General features: G+C 70.0%; 13 protein-coding genes. 6 read left to right on the forward strand and 7 right to left on the reverse strand.

Going from position 1 to position 18,569, the window contains the following annotated elements; all coding sequences use genetic code 11:
* Positions 1-32 precede the first annotated feature (32 nt).
* From Adu01nite_RS09130 to Adu01nite_RS09140, 3 genes are read right to left on the reverse strand one after another with little or no spacing between them, the layout of a single operon-like run.
* Positions 33-1,358, reverse strand: coding sequence for a maltokinase N-terminal cap-like domain-containing protein (locus Adu01nite_RS09130; protein WP_203726127.1), 1,326 nt, complete (start codon positions 1,356-1,358; stop codon positions 33-35).
* Positions 1,355-3,124, reverse strand: coding sequence for a maltose alpha-D-glucosyltransferase (gene treS / locus Adu01nite_RS09135; protein ID WP_203726128.1), 1,770 nt, complete (start codon positions 3,122-3,124; stop codon positions 1,355-1,357). Before treS ends, Adu01nite_RS09130 begins: the two co-directional genes overlap by 4 nt.
* 34 nt (positions 3,125-3,158) lie before the next feature.
* A complete protein-coding gene (locus Adu01nite_RS09140) occupies positions 3,159-5,126 on the reverse strand; it encodes an alpha-1,4-glucan--maltose-1-phosphate maltosyltransferase (protein ID WP_203726129.1) in 1,968 nt (655 codons plus the stop codon).
* A 416-nt stretch (positions 5,127-5,542) separates the two neighbouring features.
* On the opposite strand from Adu01nite_RS09140, the gene Adu01nite_RS09145 reads away from it, so the two are divergent.
* Positions 5,543-6,121, forward strand: coding sequence for a hypothetical protein (locus Adu01nite_RS09145; RefSeq protein ID WP_203726130.1), 579 nt, complete (start codon positions 5,543-5,545; stop codon positions 6,119-6,121).
* Between the two features lie 72 nt (positions 6,122-6,193).
* On the opposite strand, the gene Adu01nite_RS09150 is transcribed toward Adu01nite_RS09145, so the two are convergent.
* Both Adu01nite_RS09150 and ppgK read right to left on the reverse strand, forming a co-directional pair.
* Complete coding sequence (locus tag Adu01nite_RS09150) at positions 6,194-6,655, reverse strand: PPOX class F420-dependent oxidoreductase (RefSeq protein WP_203726131.1); 462 nt, start codon at positions 6,653-6,655, stop codon at positions 6,194-6,196.
* A gap of 9 nt (positions 6,656-6,664) precedes the next feature.
* Positions 6,665-7,423, reverse strand: a complete 759-nt coding sequence (ppgK, locus tag Adu01nite_RS09155; protein WP_203726132.1) for a polyphosphate--glucose phosphotransferase — start codon at positions 7,421-7,423, stop codon at positions 6,665-6,667.
* A gap of 237 nt (positions 7,424-7,660) precedes the next feature.
* Here ppgK and Adu01nite_RS09160 point away from each other — a divergent pair, with 237 nt between their 5' ends.
* Positions 7,661-8,440, forward strand: coding sequence for a SigB/SigF/SigG family RNA polymerase sigma factor (locus tag Adu01nite_RS09160; RefSeq protein ID WP_239132256.1), 780 nt, complete (start codon positions 7,661-7,663; stop codon positions 8,438-8,440).
* Between the two features lie 42 nt (positions 8,441-8,482).
* Here Adu01nite_RS09160 and Adu01nite_RS09165 read toward each other — a convergent pair whose 3' ends face one another.
* Together Adu01nite_RS09165 and Adu01nite_RS09170 are read right to left on the reverse strand one after the other, a co-directional pair.
* A complete protein-coding gene (locus Adu01nite_RS09165; RefSeq protein WP_379138901.1) occupies positions 8,483-9,001 on the reverse strand; it encodes a YflT domain-containing protein in 519 nt (172 codons plus the stop codon).
* A 68-nt stretch (positions 9,002-9,069) separates the two neighbouring features.
* Positions 9,070-10,020, reverse strand: coding sequence for a phosphatase PAP2 family protein (locus Adu01nite_RS09170; protein WP_203726135.1), 951 nt, complete (start codon positions 10,018-10,020; stop codon positions 9,070-9,072).
* A 229-nt stretch (positions 10,021-10,249) separates the two neighbouring features.
* On the opposite strand from Adu01nite_RS09170, the gene gsmA reads away from it, so the two are divergent.
* From gsmA to hrpA, 4 genes are all read left to right on the forward strand, one after another.
* Positions 10,250-11,395 (forward strand): sporangiospore maturation cell wall hydrolase GsmA, encoded by a 1,146-nt coding sequence (gene gsmA, locus Adu01nite_RS09175; protein ID WP_203726136.1) that lies wholly within the window; start codon positions 10,250-10,252, stop codon positions 11,393-11,395.
* Positions 11,396-11,513: 118 nt separating this feature from the next.
* Complete coding sequence (locus Adu01nite_RS09180) at positions 11,514-13,808, forward strand: ATP-binding protein (RefSeq protein ID WP_239132257.1); 2,295 nt, start codon at positions 11,514-11,516, stop codon at positions 13,806-13,808.
* 27 nt (positions 13,809-13,835) lie between these two features.
* Positions 13,836-14,624 (forward strand): aldo/keto reductase, encoded by a 789-nt coding sequence (locus Adu01nite_RS09185; RefSeq protein WP_239132258.1) that lies wholly within the window; start codon positions 13,836-13,838, stop codon positions 14,622-14,624.
* 43 nt (positions 14,625-14,667) lie between these two features.
* Positions 14,668-18,549: an ATP-dependent RNA helicase HrpA gene (gene hrpA, locus Adu01nite_RS09190; protein ID WP_203726137.1), complete on the forward strand. Its 3,882-nt coding sequence runs from the start codon at positions 14,668-14,670 to the stop codon at positions 18,547-18,549.
* Positions 18,550-18,569: the final 20 nt, after the last annotated feature.

The raw sequence follows: 18,569 nt of genomic DNA on the forward strand, positions 1-18,569 counted from the left end.
GAGGCGGGATGGCCGATCACGGGGGTGACTCCTTAGAAAGTGGTTCGTCCGACCAGGCGGGCGATGGATCGCAACGGGATCCGCAGCCATCCGGGCCGGTGCCGGGCTTCGTATGCGGCCTCGTAGACCGCCTTGTCCAACTCGTACGCCGCGAGCAGCGCACCCTGGGTTCGTGGGTCGAGGCCGGAGGCGTGTGCGTAACCATCGCAGAAGGCGGCCCGGTTGCGGTCCACCCACTCCCGGGCGCGGGCGGCCAGATGCTCCTCGTCGTCGGAGTCGACGAGCAACTGGTAGGCGGCGTACTCGTAGCTGCGCAGCACGCCGGCGACGTCGCGCAGCGGGGAGTCCGGCAGGCGCCGCTGGTCGAGCGGCACCCCGGGCTCACCCTCGAAGTCGATCAGCAGCCACGCCTCGGGGGTGCGCAGCACCTGGCCGAGGTGCAGGTCGCCGTGCACCCGCTGGACCGTGACCTCTTCGCCGTCGAGGGCCCGGAACTGCTCCTCGATGGTCGGAACGTACTGCTCCAGCTCGCCGACCGAGGCGGCCGCCTGGCGCAGCCGGGCCAGCACCGCGTCGAGCGGGAACGGCGCCGGGCCGGAGCCGAGCTCGGCGGCCAGGTCGGCGTGCACCGACGCGACCGCCTCGCCGAGCCGGTAGGACTCGCCCTGGAAGTCGCCGCCGACCTCGTCGGCGCCCATCTCGGCGTCGGCGAACAGGTCCCGGGCGCTGGCGGTGGCCATCGCCCAGCCCTCGGCCGAGTTGCCGGCGAACGCGGTCACCATGCCCAGCGGGCACGGCTCGCCGCTCTCGGTGGTCTCGAACGAGCCGAGCAGCTTCGCCACGTGCGGGTTGCCGCGCCGGCCGAGCACCTGGTTGAGCTCGATGTCGGGGTTGATGCCGTTGGAGACCCGGCGGAACACCTTGAGGATCGCGTCCTCGCCGAAGATCACGCTGGTGTTGCTCTGCTCGGCGTCGAACACCCGCGGCCACGACTCGTCGCTGGGGAACGTGGCGTACGGCTCCGGCTCGAAGATCACGTCGTCGACCGAGCTGCCGCCGGCCACCAGGGACAACAGGTAGCGGGCGGCGCCCGGGTCGTAGAGCGCGTCGTAGCCGGTGCGGCCCTCGACCGTGCCGATGGTGGCCACGCTGCTGTACTCGGCCATCGGCCGGTTGTCCCAGGCGACGATCACCTGGTAGCGCTCGGAGCTGCCGTCGGTGTAGGCGACGTCGACCAGGATCAGGTCGAGGTTGTCGCCGAGTTTCGTCGACGACCCCTCGGAGACGGTCGACAGGGTGCGCGCCTTGCCGGCGTACCAGCGCTGCTTCGGCAGCCATTCCGCGAAGGGCAGCGTCATTGCTTCTCCTCCGACCTGCACAGCTGGAACCAGTAGAAGCCGTGTCCGGGCAGCGTCAGAAGGTAGGGCAGCTGGCCGATCCGCGGGAAGTTCACGTGCCCGGTCAGCTCGACCGGCGTGTACCCGTTCCAGTGCTGCAGGTTGAGCTCGATCGGTTGCGGGAAGCGCGACAGATTGTTCACGCAGAGGACGACGTCGTCGCCGTTCTCGCGCAGGTAGGCGAGCACCGACGGGTTCGATCCGCCCAGCTCACGGAAGGTGCCGACGGCGAATGCGTCGTGCCGGCGGCGGACCGCGAGCATCGTCCGGGTCCAGTTGAGCAGCGACGTGGAGCTGTCCCGCTGGGCCTCCACGTTGACCGCCTGGTACCCGTACACCGGGTCCTGGTTGGCCGGGAGGTAGAGCCGGCCGGGGTTGGCGGTGGAGAAGCCGGCGTTGCGGTCGGGCGTCCACTGCATCGGGGTGCGCACGCCGTCGCGGTCACCGAGCCAGATGTTGTCGCCCATGCCGATCTCGTCGCCGTAGTACAGCACCGGCGAACCGGGCAGCGACAGCAGCATCGCGGTGAACAGCTCGATCTGATTGCGGTCGTTCTCCAGCAGGGGGGCGAGTCGCCGGCGGATGCCGACGTTCGCTTTCATCCGCGGGTCCTTGGCGTACTCCGAGTACATGTAGTCGCGTTCCTCGTCCGTCACCATCTCGAGGGTCAGCTCGTCGTGGTTACGCAGGAAGATGCCCCACTGGCAGTTGTCCGGAATGGCCGGCGTCTGGGCCAGGATCTCGGAGATCGGAAAACGCGATTCCCGGCGTACGGCCATGAAGATCCGTGGCATCAGCGGGAAGTGGAACGCCATGTGGCACTCGTCGCCACCGGTCTTCGGATCGCCGAAATACTCCACCACATCGGCCGGCCACTGATTCGCCTCGGCCAGCAACACCCGGCCCGGGAACTCGTCGTCGATCACCTTGCGGCAGTGCTTGAGGAACGAGTGCGTCTCCGGCAGGTTCTCGCCGTTGGTGCCCTCCCGCTCGTACAGGTAAGGGACCGCGTCCAGCCGGAAACCGTCGATGCCGATGTCGAGCCAGAAGCGGAGACAGTCGAGCATCGCCTCCTGCACGGCCGGGTTGTCGTAGTTGAGGTCGGGCTGGTGGGAGAAGAACCGGTGCCAGAAGAACTGCCGGCGCACCGGGTCGAACGTCCAGTTCGACTCCTCGGTGTCCACGAAGATGACCCGGGCGTCCTGGTACTTGTCGCTGGTGTCGCTCCAGACGTAGAAGTCGCCGTACGGCCCGTCCGGGTCCCGCCGCGACTCCTGGAACCACGCGTGCTGGTCGGAGGTGTGGTTCATGACCAGGTCGGTGATCACCCGGATGCCGCGCTTGTGGGCCGCGTCGAGCAGCGCCACGAAGTCTTCCACCGTGCCGAACTCCGGCAGCACCTTGTAGAAGTCGCGGATGTCGTAGCCGCCGTCGCGCAGCGGCGAGTCGTAGAACGGCGGCAGCCAGAGGCAGTCGACGCCGAGCCATTGCAGGTAGTCGAGCCGTTCGATCAGGCCGCGCAGGTCGCCGGAGCCATCCGAGCTGGAGTCGTAGAAGGCCCGGACCAGGACCTCGTAGAACACCGCCCGCTGGAACCATGTCGCGTCCGCGGGCAGCGCTCGCGCGTGCCCGAAGTCCTCGGCGGTGGGGTGCTCGACCACGCCGTCCTCGACGTGGCTGCCCTCCGCCGGATCGTACGCCGGGTCGAGATCGTCACTCAGGTCCATTGCTTTCCCACCTACCCACCCGCAGGTACTTGAATCAGTTGCGTTGCTGCAACACGAAGATGTGCGCCGGCTCGACGTAGGGGTCGATCCGGACGGCGTTGTGCTGGCCCCACTCGTACGTTGTCCCGGTGATCTGGTCGATCACCGTGAACCGCTCGTGCCAGTCCATGCCCAGCTCGGGCATGTTGAGCGTGACGTTGCCCCACTGGACGTTGCTCGAGTCGAAGGAGACGACAACCAGAACGGTGTTACCGGTCTCAAGGTCACGCTTGGAGAAGACGAGCAGCGCGCCGTTGTCGACCTCGTGGAAGCGCAGGTTGCGCAGCCAGTGCAGAGCGGGGTTCTCCGCCCGGACCTTGTTGAGCCGGGTGATGTACGGAGCGAGGGACCGGCCGGAGCGCTCGGCAGCCGCCCAGTCACGCGGCTTGAGCTCGAACTTCTCGTTGTCGACGTACTCCTCGGCACCGGCCCGGGCGACGTGCTCGAACAACTCGTACCCGGAATACATGCCCCAGGACGGCGTGAGCATGCTGGCCAGCACCGACCGAATCTTGAACATCGGCGGGCCGCCGTGCTGCAGCGTCTCGTGCAGGATGTCGGGCGTGTTGGGCCAGAAGTTGGGCCGCATCCAGTCCAGCGAGGCGATCAGCTGGCCCATGTACTCGCGCATCTCCCAGGCCGTCGTGCGCCAGGTGAAATACGTGTAGGACTGGGTGAAGCCGATCTTGCCGAGGCCGTTCATCATGGCCGGCCGGGTGAACGCCTCGGCCAGGAACAGCACGTCCGGGTCGGTTTCCTTGATCTTCGCGATCAGCCACTGCCAGAAGTTGAGCGCCTTGGTGTGCGGGTTGTCGACCCGGAAGATCTTGACGCCGTTGTCGATCCAGTGCCGGACCACGCGGTAGACCTCGTCGCGCAGCGCCCGGTAGTCGTTGTCCCAGTTCAGCGGGTAGATGTCCTGGTATTTCTTGGGCGGGTTCTCGGCGTACGCGATGGTGCCGTCGGCCTTGGTGGTGAAGAACTCCGGGTGCGACTTGACCCAGGGATGGTCGGGCGCGGCCTGCAGCGCGAGGTCGAGCGCCACCTCCAGGCCGTTGTCCTTCGCGACCTGGAGGAAGTAGCGGAAGTCCGCCAGGGTGCCGAGCTCGGGGTGGATGGCGTCGTGGCCACCCTCGTCGGAGCCGATCGCCCACGGCGAGCCGACGTCGACCGGGCGGGCCGCCAGGGTGTTGTTGCGGCCCTTGCGGTTGATCTTGCCGATCGGGTGGATCGGCGGGAGGTAGAGCACGTCGAAGCCCATCGCCGCGACCGCCGGGATCCGCTGGGCCGCGGTGCGGAACGTGCCGTGCTTGATCGGCGTCGACTCCGGGCCGATCTCGGCGCCCTCGGAGCGGGGGAAGAACTCATACCAGGCCGAGTAGAGGGCGCGCTTGCGGTCGACCCAGACCGCATAGGACCGGGTGGTGGTGACCTGCTGCCGGACCGGGTTGGACCAGAGCAGCTCCTCCAGGTCGAGCGCGGGGGAGACCCGGGCGAACAGCGACTGCTGGTCGTCGCGCAGCGCCACGGCGGCGGCGCGGACCCGCTCCTCGTCCTCGTGCGCCACGATCTTGAGGGCCAGGTCGAGCACCTCGGCGCCGTCGGCCAGGTCGTTCGCCAGGTCCTCCAGACCCTGGCCGGCGCCGATCTTCTTGACCACCGCGTCGCGCCAGGTCCGGTAAGGATCCTCGAACGCCTCCACGGTGAACGTCCACCGGCCGACCCTGTCCGGCCGGATCAGGCCGTGCCACTGGTCGAGGCCGGGCTCGCCCGGTCGCATCCGGGTGAACGGTTCGGATTCGCCGTCGGGGCCGCGCCATACCACGTTCACGCCGAGGGCGTGATGTCCTTCGCGATAGGACGTCGCGGAAACCGGCACGAATTCACCGACGACTGCCTTGGCCGGGTATCGGCCACAGGACACGGACGGCGTTACGTCTTCGATAGGAAAACGACCGGTCATGATCTCCACCGTAGTCAGCGGGGCGGGCACGGGCGCGGCGAACTAGCACCGCCGTCAGGGCATACTTCTCCGCAGGGGAGGCACCGCAAACGACGAGCGTGCCGATGCGTCAAACCTACCGGAGAGCGCTCAGGCCGGCTCCTCCAGGAGCGGTCGTGCGCCGCCGGTGAATTTCGACAGTTCGCCCCGATGAAGCATTCGCTTGCGCTTAACCGTTTTGATCATCGGCACGTTACCGGCCAGCAAAATCACGTCTCCCGCGCACCACCGGTTCATCGGCCGGACGGCGCTGGGGAGCGCGTTGGTTGCCGGCCGGTCCCACTCCGGTGACCCTGCTCAGATCGGCTGTCGAAACGACCGAGAGGTACCCCAGACGCAGCTCGACCGGAGCTGCGCCTGACCTCGAGGAGCACTTCGTGGCCGGACCGTCTGTCGAGCTCTCGCCGGTGATCGCCGCCAGCACCCACTGGCTGGCGCGCGCCTACCCCGCGGGCACCCCTGACACCATCGCCCACACGCTCTCCGAGCTGCAGGCCCGCCAGGCCGTGACGGTCGCCGCGTGGCTGCGCTACCCGACGGAGATGGACGCGGCCCTGGTCGCGATCGCCGGCCCGGGCGGTTCCGCCGTGCTCGACTGGCGGGTCGGCAGCGAGCCGGACGACGAGGAGGCCGAGGAGGAGGGCTGGCGCACCTGGGTCGACGAGGTCGTGGTGAGCTGGGCCGCCTGCCTGCTGGCCGACCCGCGGCTGGCCCGTAAGGGCGTCGACGCGGTGGCCGCGGCGATCCCGCCGAGCGGCACCGACCGCCCCCGCCCGCACCCGCACCGGGTCGGCGGCCTGCCGACCGAGTTTCGCCGGCTGCTCGACCCGGACCAGCGCGACCGGGACGCGGCCGTGCTGCTGCGCCACCCCGACCTGCTCGAGCCGGTCGCCGCGATGCACCGCGACACCCTGCTCTACCTGCTCGGCATCGAGCAGGAGGTCGCTGCGGCCTGACGGACCCGATGACCCCCCAAGAAATAAGGCCGGCGCCCTGGTTCAGGGCGCCGGCCTTTTCTTGCCTTCCGGCTACGCCAGGCGAGCGGGGAAGCCGCCGGTGGCGATCGGGCCCCACCGGTCGATGGTGATGCGGATCAGGGATTTGCCCTGGTCACGCATCGCCTGGCGGTACTCGTCCCAGTCCGGGTGCTCGCCGGAGATGCAGCGGAAATATTCCACCAAGGGCTCGATCGAGTCGGGCAGGTCGAGCACCTCGGCCGACCCGTCCACCTGCACCCAGGCGCCGCCGAAGTCCTCGGAGAGGACCAGCACTGACACCTGCGGGTTGCGCCGGACGTTCATCGCCTTGGCCCGCTCGGGGTAGGTGGAGATGACGATCCGGCCCTCGGTGTCGACGCCGCAGGTGTTGGGCGACGACTGCGGGCGCCCGTCGCGGCGGGTGGTCATCAGGATCGCGTGGTGGCGCGGCCGGAGGAACTCCAGCAGCGCCTCGCGGTCCACGGTCGTGTTGGTGGCGATGGTGCGCGGCACGGTCGCCCCCTAGACCTGGGCCGGGGCCGGGGCGTCGGCCTGGTGGGCGGCGACCGCCGCGCCGATGATGCCGGCGTTGTTGAGCAGGGTCGCCGGGACCATCGGGGTGCGGATGTCGATCAGCGGGAAGAACTTGTCGGACTTCTTGCTGACCCCGCCGCCGATGATGAACAGCCGCGGTGAGAGCAGCATCTCGACGTGCCGCAGGTAGCCCTCGACCCGGCCGGCCCACTTCTCCCAGCTCATGTCCTCGGTCTCCCGGGCCCGGTCGGAGGCGCGCAGCTCGGCGTCCTTGCCGTCCAGCTCCAGGTGGCCGAACTCGGTGTTGGGGATCAGCACGCCGTCGAGGAACAGCGCGCTGCCGATGCCGGTGCCGAAGGTCAGCATCATGATCAGGCCACGCTGGTCGCGGCCGGCGCCGAACGCCACCTCGGCCGCCCCGGCCGCGTCGGCGTCGTTGAGCACGGTGACCGGCTTGCCGAGCCGCTCGGTGAACAGGTGGGCCGCGGGCGCGTCGAGCCAGGACTTGTCGACGTTCGCCGCGGTGCGGGTCACGCCGTCGACCACCACGCCCGGGAAGGTGATGCCGACCCGGTCGAAGTCGTCGAACTGGGCGGCCACCTCGGCCACCGCCTCGACCACGCTGGTCACGTCGCTGGGCTGCGGGGTGGGCACGCGGTAGCGCTCGGCGAGCAGGTCGCCCGCGTCCGTGTCGACCGGCGCTCCCTTCACGCCCGAGCCGCCGATGTCGATGCCGAGAGTGGCCATCAGGGTTTCCCATCCGCTTCCGTCAAAGATGTTTCCCGCTGTTTACCACGGGGGACCGACATTGAATCCTCGCTGATGTCCCTCTTGCCAGGCTCGGCTCGGTCATTCGACGTGAGTGACTCATACTTTCGGCTAGTGCTACCTAGTCTTTGTGGTTAGCGTGGAGGCACTGAACGGTCGCCGCGTGCGGGCACGGCTCTCTGCCCGCTGATGGAGGACCACCGAATGATCCAGACCATGGCCACCTCGAGATCCAGTCACAACTCGGTCCCGGACACCGCCACCGAGATGCTCACCGTGCTGGCGGCCGTGCCCGCCGGCGATCCGTCCCGGCCCGCCCTGCGCGACAGCGTGATCGAGGCGTGGCTCCCGCTGGCCCGGCACCTCGCCAACCGCTACGCCGGCCGCGGCGAGCCCACCGACGACCTGATCCAGACCGCCAACGTCGGCCTCATCAAAGCCGTCGACAAGTTCGACCCCGAGCGCGGCGTCGACTTCGCCGGCTACGCCATCCCGACCATCATCGGCGAGATCAAGCGCCACTTCCGCGACCGCACCTGGTCCATCCGGGTCCCGCGCCGCCTGCAGGAGCTGCGCCTGGCGATCACCGAGGCCAACAGCACCCTCACCCACACCCTCGGCCGCTCGCCGACCGTCGCCGACATCTCGGCGCACCTCGGCATCACCGAGGAAGAAGTCCTGGAAGGCCTCGAAGGCGCCCGCGCCTACAACACCACGTCGCTGAGCACCCCGATCAACGCCGACGGCACCACCGAGCTGGGCGACACCCTCGGTGGCAACGACTACGAGTACGAGCTGGCCGAGACCCGGGTGGCGCTCGGGCCGGCCCTGGCGACGCTGGACGAGCGCGAGCAGAAGATCCTGATCCTGCGCTTCTACGGCAACCTCACCCAGTCGCAGATCGCCGACCAGATCGGCATCTCCCAGATGCACGTGTCGCGGCTGCTCAGCCGGGCCCTGGTGAAGTTGCGCCACGAGCTGCACGCCGGGTTCTGATCCGTTGACCGGTCGCCCCGGAAATCCGGGGCGACCGGATCATCACTCGGCCCCGCTGGCCCGCCAGTTGAGCTGGATGAGCAGCTGGCGCGCCTGGTCGGCGACCTCGGCGTCGGAGGTCACCGCGTACTGGCCGGCCTGCAGCGAGCTGCGCGAGGCGAAGTCGCGGCGGCCGCCGGTCGCGGCGTGCGCGATCGCGCCGAAGACCGCACCCCAGGCCGCGCCGATCAGCAGGCAGATCAGGATGACCCCGAACCAGCCGGAGTCGCTGAACAGGCCGAACAGCAGGCCGACGAACAGGCCGAACCAGGCGCCGCTGGCCGCGCCGGCGATCGCCGCCCGGCCGGTGGTGAGCCGGCCCAGCACGTTTTCCACCAGCCGCAGGTCGGTGCCGATGATCGCGGTCCGCTCGACCGGGAACTTGTTGTCGGACAGGTGGTCGACGGCCTGCTGGGCCATCGCGTAGTCGGGGTAGGTGCCGACCACCTCGGTGGGCACGCCCGGCGCGGCCGCACCCTGCGCGGGCAGGCCCGGCACGGCGCCGGCCGGACCGGGCGGGATGGCGGCGGCCGGGGCGGTCGGAGCGTTATCGACGGCGGGCGCGGTGCCCGGATTGTCAGTTGGGGTAGTCACTTGCTGCCTCCCTTGGTGCGGCGGCGGACCGCCTTGGCCGGTGCGGTCGCCGGCCGATCGCCGGACGTCAGCCGCACCCAGATCAGAAACGCGCCGGCCACCGCGGCGACGATGCCGGCCGAGCCGGTCAGGAACGCGAACCGGCCGGAGACCAGGTCCGGCATGACGCGTTCGGACAACAGCACGGTGGCCAGGCCGAGCACGCCGGCCGCCCCGGCCACCACGAACACGATCAGCAGGAGGGCGGTGCCGACCCGGCTGTGCCGTTCCGGCTCGACCGGGCGCCGGGAGCGCAGCAGCCGCACCCCGAACGCGGCGAACGCCGACCAGGCCAGCACCAGCAGCACCGCGGCGATCGTGTCGCTCGGGCGGTGCCACTCGGCCCAGACGGTGGCGATCGCGATGATCGTGACGTAGCCGGCGCCGATCATCGTGACCATGCCGCGGATCGCCTGCGGCAGCACCAGGATCAGGGCCGCCGCCACCGACGCGGCGGCCGCGGTGTGCCCGCTCGGGAACGAGTTGGGCATCGCCAGGCCGTCCAGGTCGGGTCGCTCCAGGCGCATCTTCAGCAGCTGGCAGCTGCCGTTCGCGCCGAGCACCAGCACGGTCGCGGCCACCGCCAGGTCGATCCGCTTGCGCAGCACCCCGATGGTGACCGCGGCCAGGCAGACCGCCACCAGGCTGACCAGGGTGGTGCCGTTCAGCGTCCGGCTGAGCACCTCGACGACCCGCGGGTGCTCGACGTCGCCGCCGCGCATCGCGGCCGTGTCACCGAGCTGGCCGACCGTGGTGCGGACGAAGATCTGGTACATCGCGGCGACCCCGGCCGCGGCCAGGATCGCGACGCCGAGCGGTGCGAGCACGTGCCCGGCGCTGTCGCGGCCGGGGGAGCGGGCGGGGGCGGCGGCGGGTGCGGGCTGACTGTGGGACGCCAGGGCCGTCATCGGCGGGAGTCCTCCTGCGGGCGGTGGGTGATCGAAGACGGAAGCGGTTTGCCCAAACCGGCCAGGTTTCAAGCGCGCTGCCTCGTCAGTCTCGTCCCTTGACGGCCGTCACAACAGCCCCGGCCGATGTTCTCCGCAACTCAGCCGCAACCCCGTGCGCTCCAGGCTCGCAACGCCCTCTCGGCACCTTCGAACGGACGGATGTCTGACCGAGACGAGGGGACGTTTCATGGGCTTGAACACCCGCCGACTGCTGGCTGCACCGTTACTGGTGCTGGCTGCCGGTGGTGGCCTCCTGGTGGCGCCGGTCGCCGCCCAGGCCGCCGGGGTGACCGCGACCGTCGACGTGCAGAGCACGCCGCTGAAGACGCGTAAGGGCCCGTCGCTGGCGTCCGCGATCGTCGGCACGCTGCGCGACAACCAGAAGGTCACCATCGCGTGCGCCGTGACCGGTCCGTCGGTCCGCGGCTCGGTGCGCACCTCGACCCAGTGGGACCGGCTGACCAGCGGCGCGTACGTGACCCACGCGTACATCAGGAGCAGCAAGAGCATCCCGCGGTGCGTGACCACCTCGCCGCAGGCGGCCCCGGTGAAGGCGAAGCCGAAGCCGGCCGCCGTCACCTACCAGGTCGGGACCGTGCGCAGCACCGACGGCTCGGTCAACATCCGCACCGGGCCGAGCACGAGCTCGCCGGTCAAGCGGGCGGTCGGCAACGGCGCGACCGTGCAGGGCGTGTGCGGGGTGGTGGGCACCTCGGTGGCCGGCACGGTGCGCACGACCACGCAGTGGAACCGGCTGACCGACGGCGGTTACATCTCGCATGCGTACGTCGTCACGCCGACGCTGAAGCTGTGCCCGGGGGCGTCGCTCACGCCGGTCAAGGAGACTCCGTCGGTCACGCCCGAGCAGTTCCTGGCGGCGGCCGTGCCGGGGGCGCAGAAGGGCTGGCAGGAGTACGGCGTGCCGGCCTCGGTGACGATCGCGCAGGCGATCCTCGAGTCGGGCTGGGGCCGCAGCGGCCTGTCCACCGCCGACCGCAACTACTTCGGGATCAAGTGCCAGTCCGGTTCGTTCGGGAAGCTGGCCAGCGGCTGCCACGACTACGTGACCACCGAGTGCACCAAGACCGGGGAGTGCTTCTCGACCACGGCCACCTTCCGGACGTACGCCACGATGTCGCACTCGTTCCGGGACCACGGGAACTTCCTGCGGGTGAACAGCCGTTACAAGCCGGCCTTCGCCTACACCAGGGACGCGAACAAGTTCATCTGGAACGTCTGGAAGGCCGGGTACGCCACCGACCCGAACTACTACACCAAGATCACCACCCTGATGGCCTCCTACAAGCTTTATCAGTACGACACCTGGAAGTGAGCCTCCTTCACCCCCGTTGGCCGAACCGGCCGACGGGGGTGATTTGCGTATTACGCTCACTTTGGTGAGGCGATGGGGGAGGGTCTTCGCCGGACGTTTCGACCACGGACGTCCGGCCGTGCTCCTCGCTGTCGCCGTGATCGCCGTCGGGGTGATCACCACCGGGCTGATCGTGTCCGGCCTGCGCACCGCGCAACGCGAGAACGCCGAACAGGTGATGACCCAGCGCGCCGAGATGGCACACGCCGCGGTACTGGCCGAGACCGAGCGCTACCGCTCGCTGCTCGAGGCCACCGCCACCGGCCTGGCCACCGACGCCAACCTGAACTGGGACGACTTCGACGCGGCCACCTCGTCGCTGGACCGCGCCGGGCTCAAGGGCGCGTCCAGCGTCGCCTTCGTGGTGCCGGCCACCGACGCACAGATCCCGGCCGTGCAGAAGCTGTGGCGCTCGCGTGGCGCCGACGGGCTCGTGCTGAAGCCCACCGCGACCGGCACCGAGCACTACTTCTCGGTGTTCAACCGCGGCCTGCGCAGCCCCGGCACGCGCAGCGGGGTCGACCTGGCCGCGGCCCGCGAACCGGCCCAGGCGCTGGTCGACGCGCGCCGGATGAGCACCGCCACCGTCTCCGACACGTACATCCTGCTGCGCGACCGGAACCTGCCGGTCGCCCGGCAGCAGCACTCGTTCGTCTTCGCCGCGCCGATCTGGCCGCGCACCGCCGATCCGCAGTTCCGCGGGTGGCTCGTGCTCGGCATGCGCGGCCAGGACTTCCTCAACGCGGTGCTGGCCTCGGTCAGCCAGGGCCAGCTCAACGGCGAACTGCTCGCCACCAACACCGACGGCAGCCGCCCGGCGGTGGCCCACTACTTCGTGCCCGGCGATCCGGACATGGAACGGCGGAGCCTGCTCGACGTCGCCGACCGGGAGTGGACGCTGATCATCCGGGCCGATTCCGGCAACCTGCCCGGCGCGCACAGCGCCCTGCCCGGCCTGGTCCTCGGCGGCGGCATCGCCATCACCCTGGTCGTCGCCGGCCTGGTCTACGTGCTCGCCTCCAGCCGTACCCGGGCGGTGGCCCGGGTCGAGGCGGCCACCCGCGAACTGCGCCAGGCCGAGGAGGAGAGCCGCCGGCAGGCCGTCCTGCTCGCCGCCGTGATGGCCAGCATCGGCGACGGGGTCGGCGTGGTCGACGAGCACGGCGAGTTCATGCTGTACAACCCGGCCGCCCGGGACCTGCTCGGCATCGACGACGACGTCCACGACTCGACCCAGTGGCAGCAGCATTTCGGGTTGTTCCGGCCGGACGGCCGGACCCCGTTCCCGCACGAGGAGATGCCGCTGATCCGGGCGCTCGGCGGGGAGAGCAGCGACGGGGTGGAGATACTGATCCGCAACGCGGCCCGGCCCGAGGGCATCCTGATCAGCGTCGACGGCCGGCCGCTCGACCCGAGCGCCGGGGCGGCCGGCGCGGTCGCGGTCTTCCACGACATCACCGAGCTGCGCCGCTACGAGAACGACCTGGCCGTCTTCGCCGGGGTGGTGGCGCACGACCTCAAGGCGCCGCTCACCGTCATCCGCGGGCACTGCGAGACCGCGACCGAGTGCCTGGCCGAGGAGGACGGCGACACCGGGCACTCGCTGACGCGGATCATGCTGGCCGTCGACCGGATGAGCGCCATGATCGACACCCTGCTGGCCTACACCACCGCCCGGGACGCGCCGCTGGCCTGCGTGCCGGTCGACCTCGACGACCTGGTCGCGGACGTCGTGCAGGACCGCACCGGCCATCTGCCGTCGGCCGATCGGCCGGACGTGATCGCCCGCGACCTGCCGATCGTCACGGCCGACCCGGCGATGCTGCGGCACGTGCTGGACAACCTGATCGGCAACGCCCTCAAGTACGTCCGGCCGGGCGCCGCGCCGCGGGTCGACGTCATCGCCGGGCCGGTCGGCGAGGGCTGGACCCGGATCACCGTCGCCGACCGCGGCATCGGCATCCCGGACGAGGCGAAACCCGCGGTCTTCGAACGGTTCCACCGGGCCCACGCCGACGCCGGCTATGCCGGCACCGGGCTGGGCCTGGCCATCTGCAAACGCATCGTGGAACGCCACGGCGGGGAGATCGGCGTCACCGACAACCCCGGCGGGGGTACGCGCTTCCACTTCACCCTGCCTCTTGAGGAGTACGCCATGAAGCTCAGGTCCGCCAAGAACGAATCCCGGTCCGACGCGGCCGACGACGAGGCCCGCGCCAAGCTGGAACGGGCGCTCGCCGAACGGGCCGCGATGGAGAACACCGCGCTGCCGGGGCTCAGTGCCCTGCCGTCCGCGGCCCCGTCCGGCGGCGACCCGGCCGGCACCCGGTTGCGCTCGCCGGTGCCGCGTCACCACCCGGCCGACGCGGAATAGGTCCCCGGCCGGGGCAAGATGGGGCGCATGACCATTCCTGCCCTTCCGCTCGCCGGCACCGATCTCGCCATGCCGCTGCTGGGCTTCGGCACCTGGCAGCTGCGTGGCGAGTCGGCCTACAAGGCCGTCCGCGCCGCCCTCGACACCGGCTACCGGCACATCGACACCGCCACCATGTACGGCAACGAGGCCGAGGTGGGCCGCGCCCTCGCCGACTCCGGCGTGCCCCGGGACCAGGTCTTCATCACCACCAAGCTGCCGCCCGAGAAGGCCGGCCAGGAGCGCGCCACGATCACCGAGAGCCTGCGGGCGCTCGGCGTCGACGCGGTCGACCTCTGGCTGATCCACTGGCCGCCGTCGCGGGGACGCTCGGTCGGGGTGTGGCGCGAGTTCGTGGCCGCCCGCGACGCCGGTCTCGTTTCCGCGATCGGCGTGTCCAACTATGACATCTCAGACATTTCTGAAATTTCTGATGCTACGGGTGTCGTTCCGGCGGTCAACCAGATCCGGTTCGGGCCGACTCTCTGGGACTTTTCCTTGGTTTCCGCTCACCGTGAACTCGGCGTGGTGGTCGAGGGTTACTCGCCGTTCAAGACCACCAACCTGCACGACCCGGTGCTGACCGGGATCGCCGCCGCGCACGGTGTCGACGCGGCGCGGGTGGTGCTGCGCTGGCACGTGCAGCACGAGATCGTGGTGATCCCCAAGTCGGCGTCGCCCGATCGGGTCGCCACCAACTTCGACATCGCCGGCTTTTCGCTCTCCGCGGCCGAGATGGCGGCGGTCGACGGACTCGCTTCCCCGGAGCGGCGTTAATCACCAGGCGTTTCCGGTCGGTTCCGCCTATTCTTGCTGCGCCATGTCGACAACACCCGCCGAACTCCGCTCCCGGCTCGCCGAACTCCTTCCCCGCGACGAACGGCGGCTGCAGCGCCGGCTGGACGGCACGCGCAAGATCCGTGATGAGGCGGCCCGGGCCGCCGTGCTCGCCGAGATCGAGGCGGACGCGGTCACCGCCCGGGCCCGCCTCGACGCGAAGCTCGCCTCCGTCCCGAAGATCACCTATCCCGAGTCGCTGCCGGTCAGCCAGCGCAAGGACGACATCCTGGCCGCCATCCGCGACCACCAGGTCGTCGTGGTGGCCGGCGAGACCGGCTCCGGCAAGACCACCCAGATCCCCAAGATCTGTATGGAGCTGGGGCGCGGGGTGCGCGGCCAGATCGGGCACACCCAGCCGCGGCGGATCGCGGCCCGCACGGTCGCCGAGCGCATCGCCGAGGAGCTCGACCGGCCGCTCGGCTCCACGGTCGGCTACAAGGTGCGCTTCACCGACCAGGTCAGCGACGAGACCATGGTCAAGGTGATGACCGACGGCATCCTGCTCGCCGAGATCCAGAACGACCGGATGCTGTACCGCTACGACACGCTGATCATCGACGAGGCGCACGAGCGCAGCCTCAACATCGACTTCATCCTCGGCTACCTGCGGGAGCTGCTGCCGCGCCGCCCCGACCTGAAGCTGATCATCACGTCGGCGACGATCGAGACCGCCCGGTTCGCCGCGCACTTCGGTGGCGCCCCCGTCATCGAGGTGACGGGCCGCACCTTCCCGGTGGAGACCCGCTATCGGCCCCTCGTCACCGTGGACGCCGAGGACGAGACCGAAGAGCCGATGGACCAGGTCGACGGCATCGCTCAGGCGGTCGACGAGCTCGGCCGCGAAGGGGACGGGGACATCCTGGTCTTCCTCTCCGGCGAGCGGGAGATCCGGGACACCGCCGAGGCGCTCGGCAAGCGCGACCTGCGCAACACCGACATCGTGCCGCTCTACGGCCGGCTCTCCGCCGCCGAGCAGCACCGGGTCTTCGAACGGCACTCGCAGCGCCGGGTCGTGCTCGCCACCAACGTCGCCGAGACGTCGCTGACCGTCCCCGGCATCCGCTACGTCATCGATCCCGGCACCGCCCGGATCAGCCGCTACTCGCACCGGCTCAAGGTGCAGCGGCTGCCCATCGAAGCGGTCTCGCAGGCCAGCGCCAACCAGCGCAAGGGCCGCTGCGGCCGGGTCGCCGACGGCATCTGCATCCGGCTCTACTCGGAGGAGGACTTCGAGTCGCGGCCCGAGTTCACCGAGCCGGAGATTCTGCGGACGAACCTCGCGTCGGTCATCCTCCAGATGACCAACCTCGGGCTCGGCGATCTCGCGAAGTTCCCGTTCATCGACCCGCCCGACCGGCGCAACATCACCGACGGCATCAAGCTGCTCGAGGAGCTGGGCGCGCTCGACGAGCGCAAACTGACCCCGTTGGGCCGCCAACTCGCCCAGCTGCCGGTCGACCCGCGGCTGGCCCGGATGGTCATCGAGGCCGACAAGCAGGAATGCGTCGCCGAGGTGATGGTGATCGCGGCCGCGCTCTCCATCCAGGACCCGCGCGAGCGCCCGACCGAGAAGCAGCAGCAGGCCGACGAGAAGCACGCCCGGTTCGTCGACAAGGAATCGGACTTCTTCAGCTACCTCAACCTGTGGCGCTACCTGCGCGAGAAACAGCAGGAGCTCTCCGGCAACCAGTTCCGCCGGCTGTGCCGCGCCGAATTCCTCAACTACCTGCGGGTCCGGGAATGGCAGGACATCTACGCCCAGCTGCGGCAGGTGGCCCGTACCCTCGGCTTGACCCTCGACGAGAACCGTGCGGACGTCGCCGAGGGTGCCCATGTGCACACCGCTCTTCTCGCCGGTCTGCTCAGCCACATCGGCCTGAAAGAGGGCGACAAGCGCGAGTACCTCGGTGCCCGCGGCGCCAAATTCGCCATCTTCCCCGGCTCGGCCCTCTTCAAGAAGCAACCGCGCTGGGTGATGTCGGCCGAGCTGGTCGAGACCAGCCGCCTGTGGGGCCGGGTCAACGCCCGCATCGAACCCGAATGGGCCGAGAAACTCGCCCCCCACCTGGTCAAACACTCCTACAGCGAGCCGCACTGGGAAAAGAAGCAGGGCGCGGTGATGGCCTTCGAGAAGGTCACCCTCTACGGCCTGCCGATCGTGCCGCGCCGCCGGGTGCTCTATTCCAAGGTGGACCCGGTGCTGTGCCGCGAGCTGTTCATCCGGCACGCGCTTGTCGAGGGCGACTGGGACACGTTCCATCCGTTCTTCGCCGCCAACAAGGCCCTTCTCGAACGCATCGAGGAGGTGGAAAATCGGGCCCGGCGCCGGGACATCGCGGTCGACGACGAGACCGTCTACGCGCTCTACGACGCCCGCATTCCCGCCGACGTGGTCTCCGCCCGGCATTTCGACTCGTGGTGGAAGAAAGCCCGCCGCACCGACCCGGAATTGCTCACCTTCACCCGGGAAATGCTCGTCAACTCCGGCCGCGACACGATCGACCCGAACGCGTTCCCGGACGCCTGGCTGGCCGGCGGGGTCAAACTGCCGCTCACCTACCACTTCGACCCGAACGCGACCGACGACGGCGTCACCGTGCGGGTGCCGCTGCCGCTGCTCAACAAGCTCGACGGCGACGACTTCGGCTGGTCGGTGCCCGGCTTCCGGAAAGACGTGGTGATCGCGCTGATCCGGGCCCTGCCGAAGGCGCTGCGGACCAGCTTCGTGCCGGTGCCGGACTGGGCCGAGGCGGTGCTCGACCGGATTCCGGCGCGGCGCGGCGCGCTGCCCGACGCGGCCGGGGCCGAGCTGCGCCGGCTCACCGGCACGGTGGTTCCCGCCGACGCCTGGCGGCCCGGTGAGGTGCCGTCCCACCTGCGGATGAACTTCCGGGTCGTCGACGAGAACGACAAGGTGCTGGGGGAGGGCCGCGACCTCGACGTGCTGCGGCGCTCGCTCGCGCCGAAGGTCCAGCAGACGCTCTCCGCCGCCGCCGGCAACATCGAACGGCGGGGCATCACCACCAACGACTTCGGCGCGCTGCCGCGCCGCCTTCAGCAGGTCCGCGGCGGGTACGAGGTGGCGGTCTTCCCCGCGCTGGTCGACGAAGGGGACTCGGTCGCCGTACGCGTCTTCGAAAGCGAGGCCGATCAGCGGCTCGCGATGATCGCCGGCACCCGGAAGCTCCTTCTGCTGACCCTGCCGCCGGCCGCCCGCTATCTCCAGGGGCGGCTCGACAACCGGGCCAAGCTGGAGCTGTCCCGCGGTAACCCGTACCGGTCGATCTCCGACCTTCTCGACGACTGCGCCGGCGCGGCCGTCGACCGGCTGGTCGCCGACGCCGGGGGACCGGCCTGGTCGTCGCCGGCCTTCGCCACCCTGCGCGACGCGGTGCGCGAGGATCTCGTCGACGCGGTGGCGAACGTGGTCACCCAGGTGCAGGCGGTGCTCGCGACCACGTACGAGGTGTCGCAGCGGATCACCAGCAGCAGCAATCCGGCCCTCCTCGCCGCGCTCGCCGACATCCGGGCGCAGCTCAAGGGCCTGGTCTATCCCGGGTTCGTGACCGCCACCGGGTGGCGGCAGCTGCATCACCTGCCGCGCTACCTGCGGGCCATCTCGTACCGGCTGGACCGGGTCGGCACCAACCTGCCCCGGGACCGGCAGCTGATGGCGCAGATCCACGAGATCGAGTCGGAGTACCGCGAGCTCAAGGCCGAGTTGTCGCCGTCCGACGAGCTCACCGCGGTCCGCTGGATGATCGAGGAACTGCGGGTCAACCTGTTCGCGCAGGCCCTCGGAACCGCCTATCCGATTTCGGACAAAAGGGTCTTCAAGGCGATGGACCAGCTCCCTGCGTAGCGGGGTCGGAGGCGCTCGGG

It is taken from the genome of Paractinoplanes durhamensis, assembly GCF_016862175.1.
Taxonomy (GTDB): Bacteria; Actinomycetota; Actinomycetes; order Mycobacteriales; family Micromonosporaceae; genus Actinoplanes; species Actinoplanes durhamensis.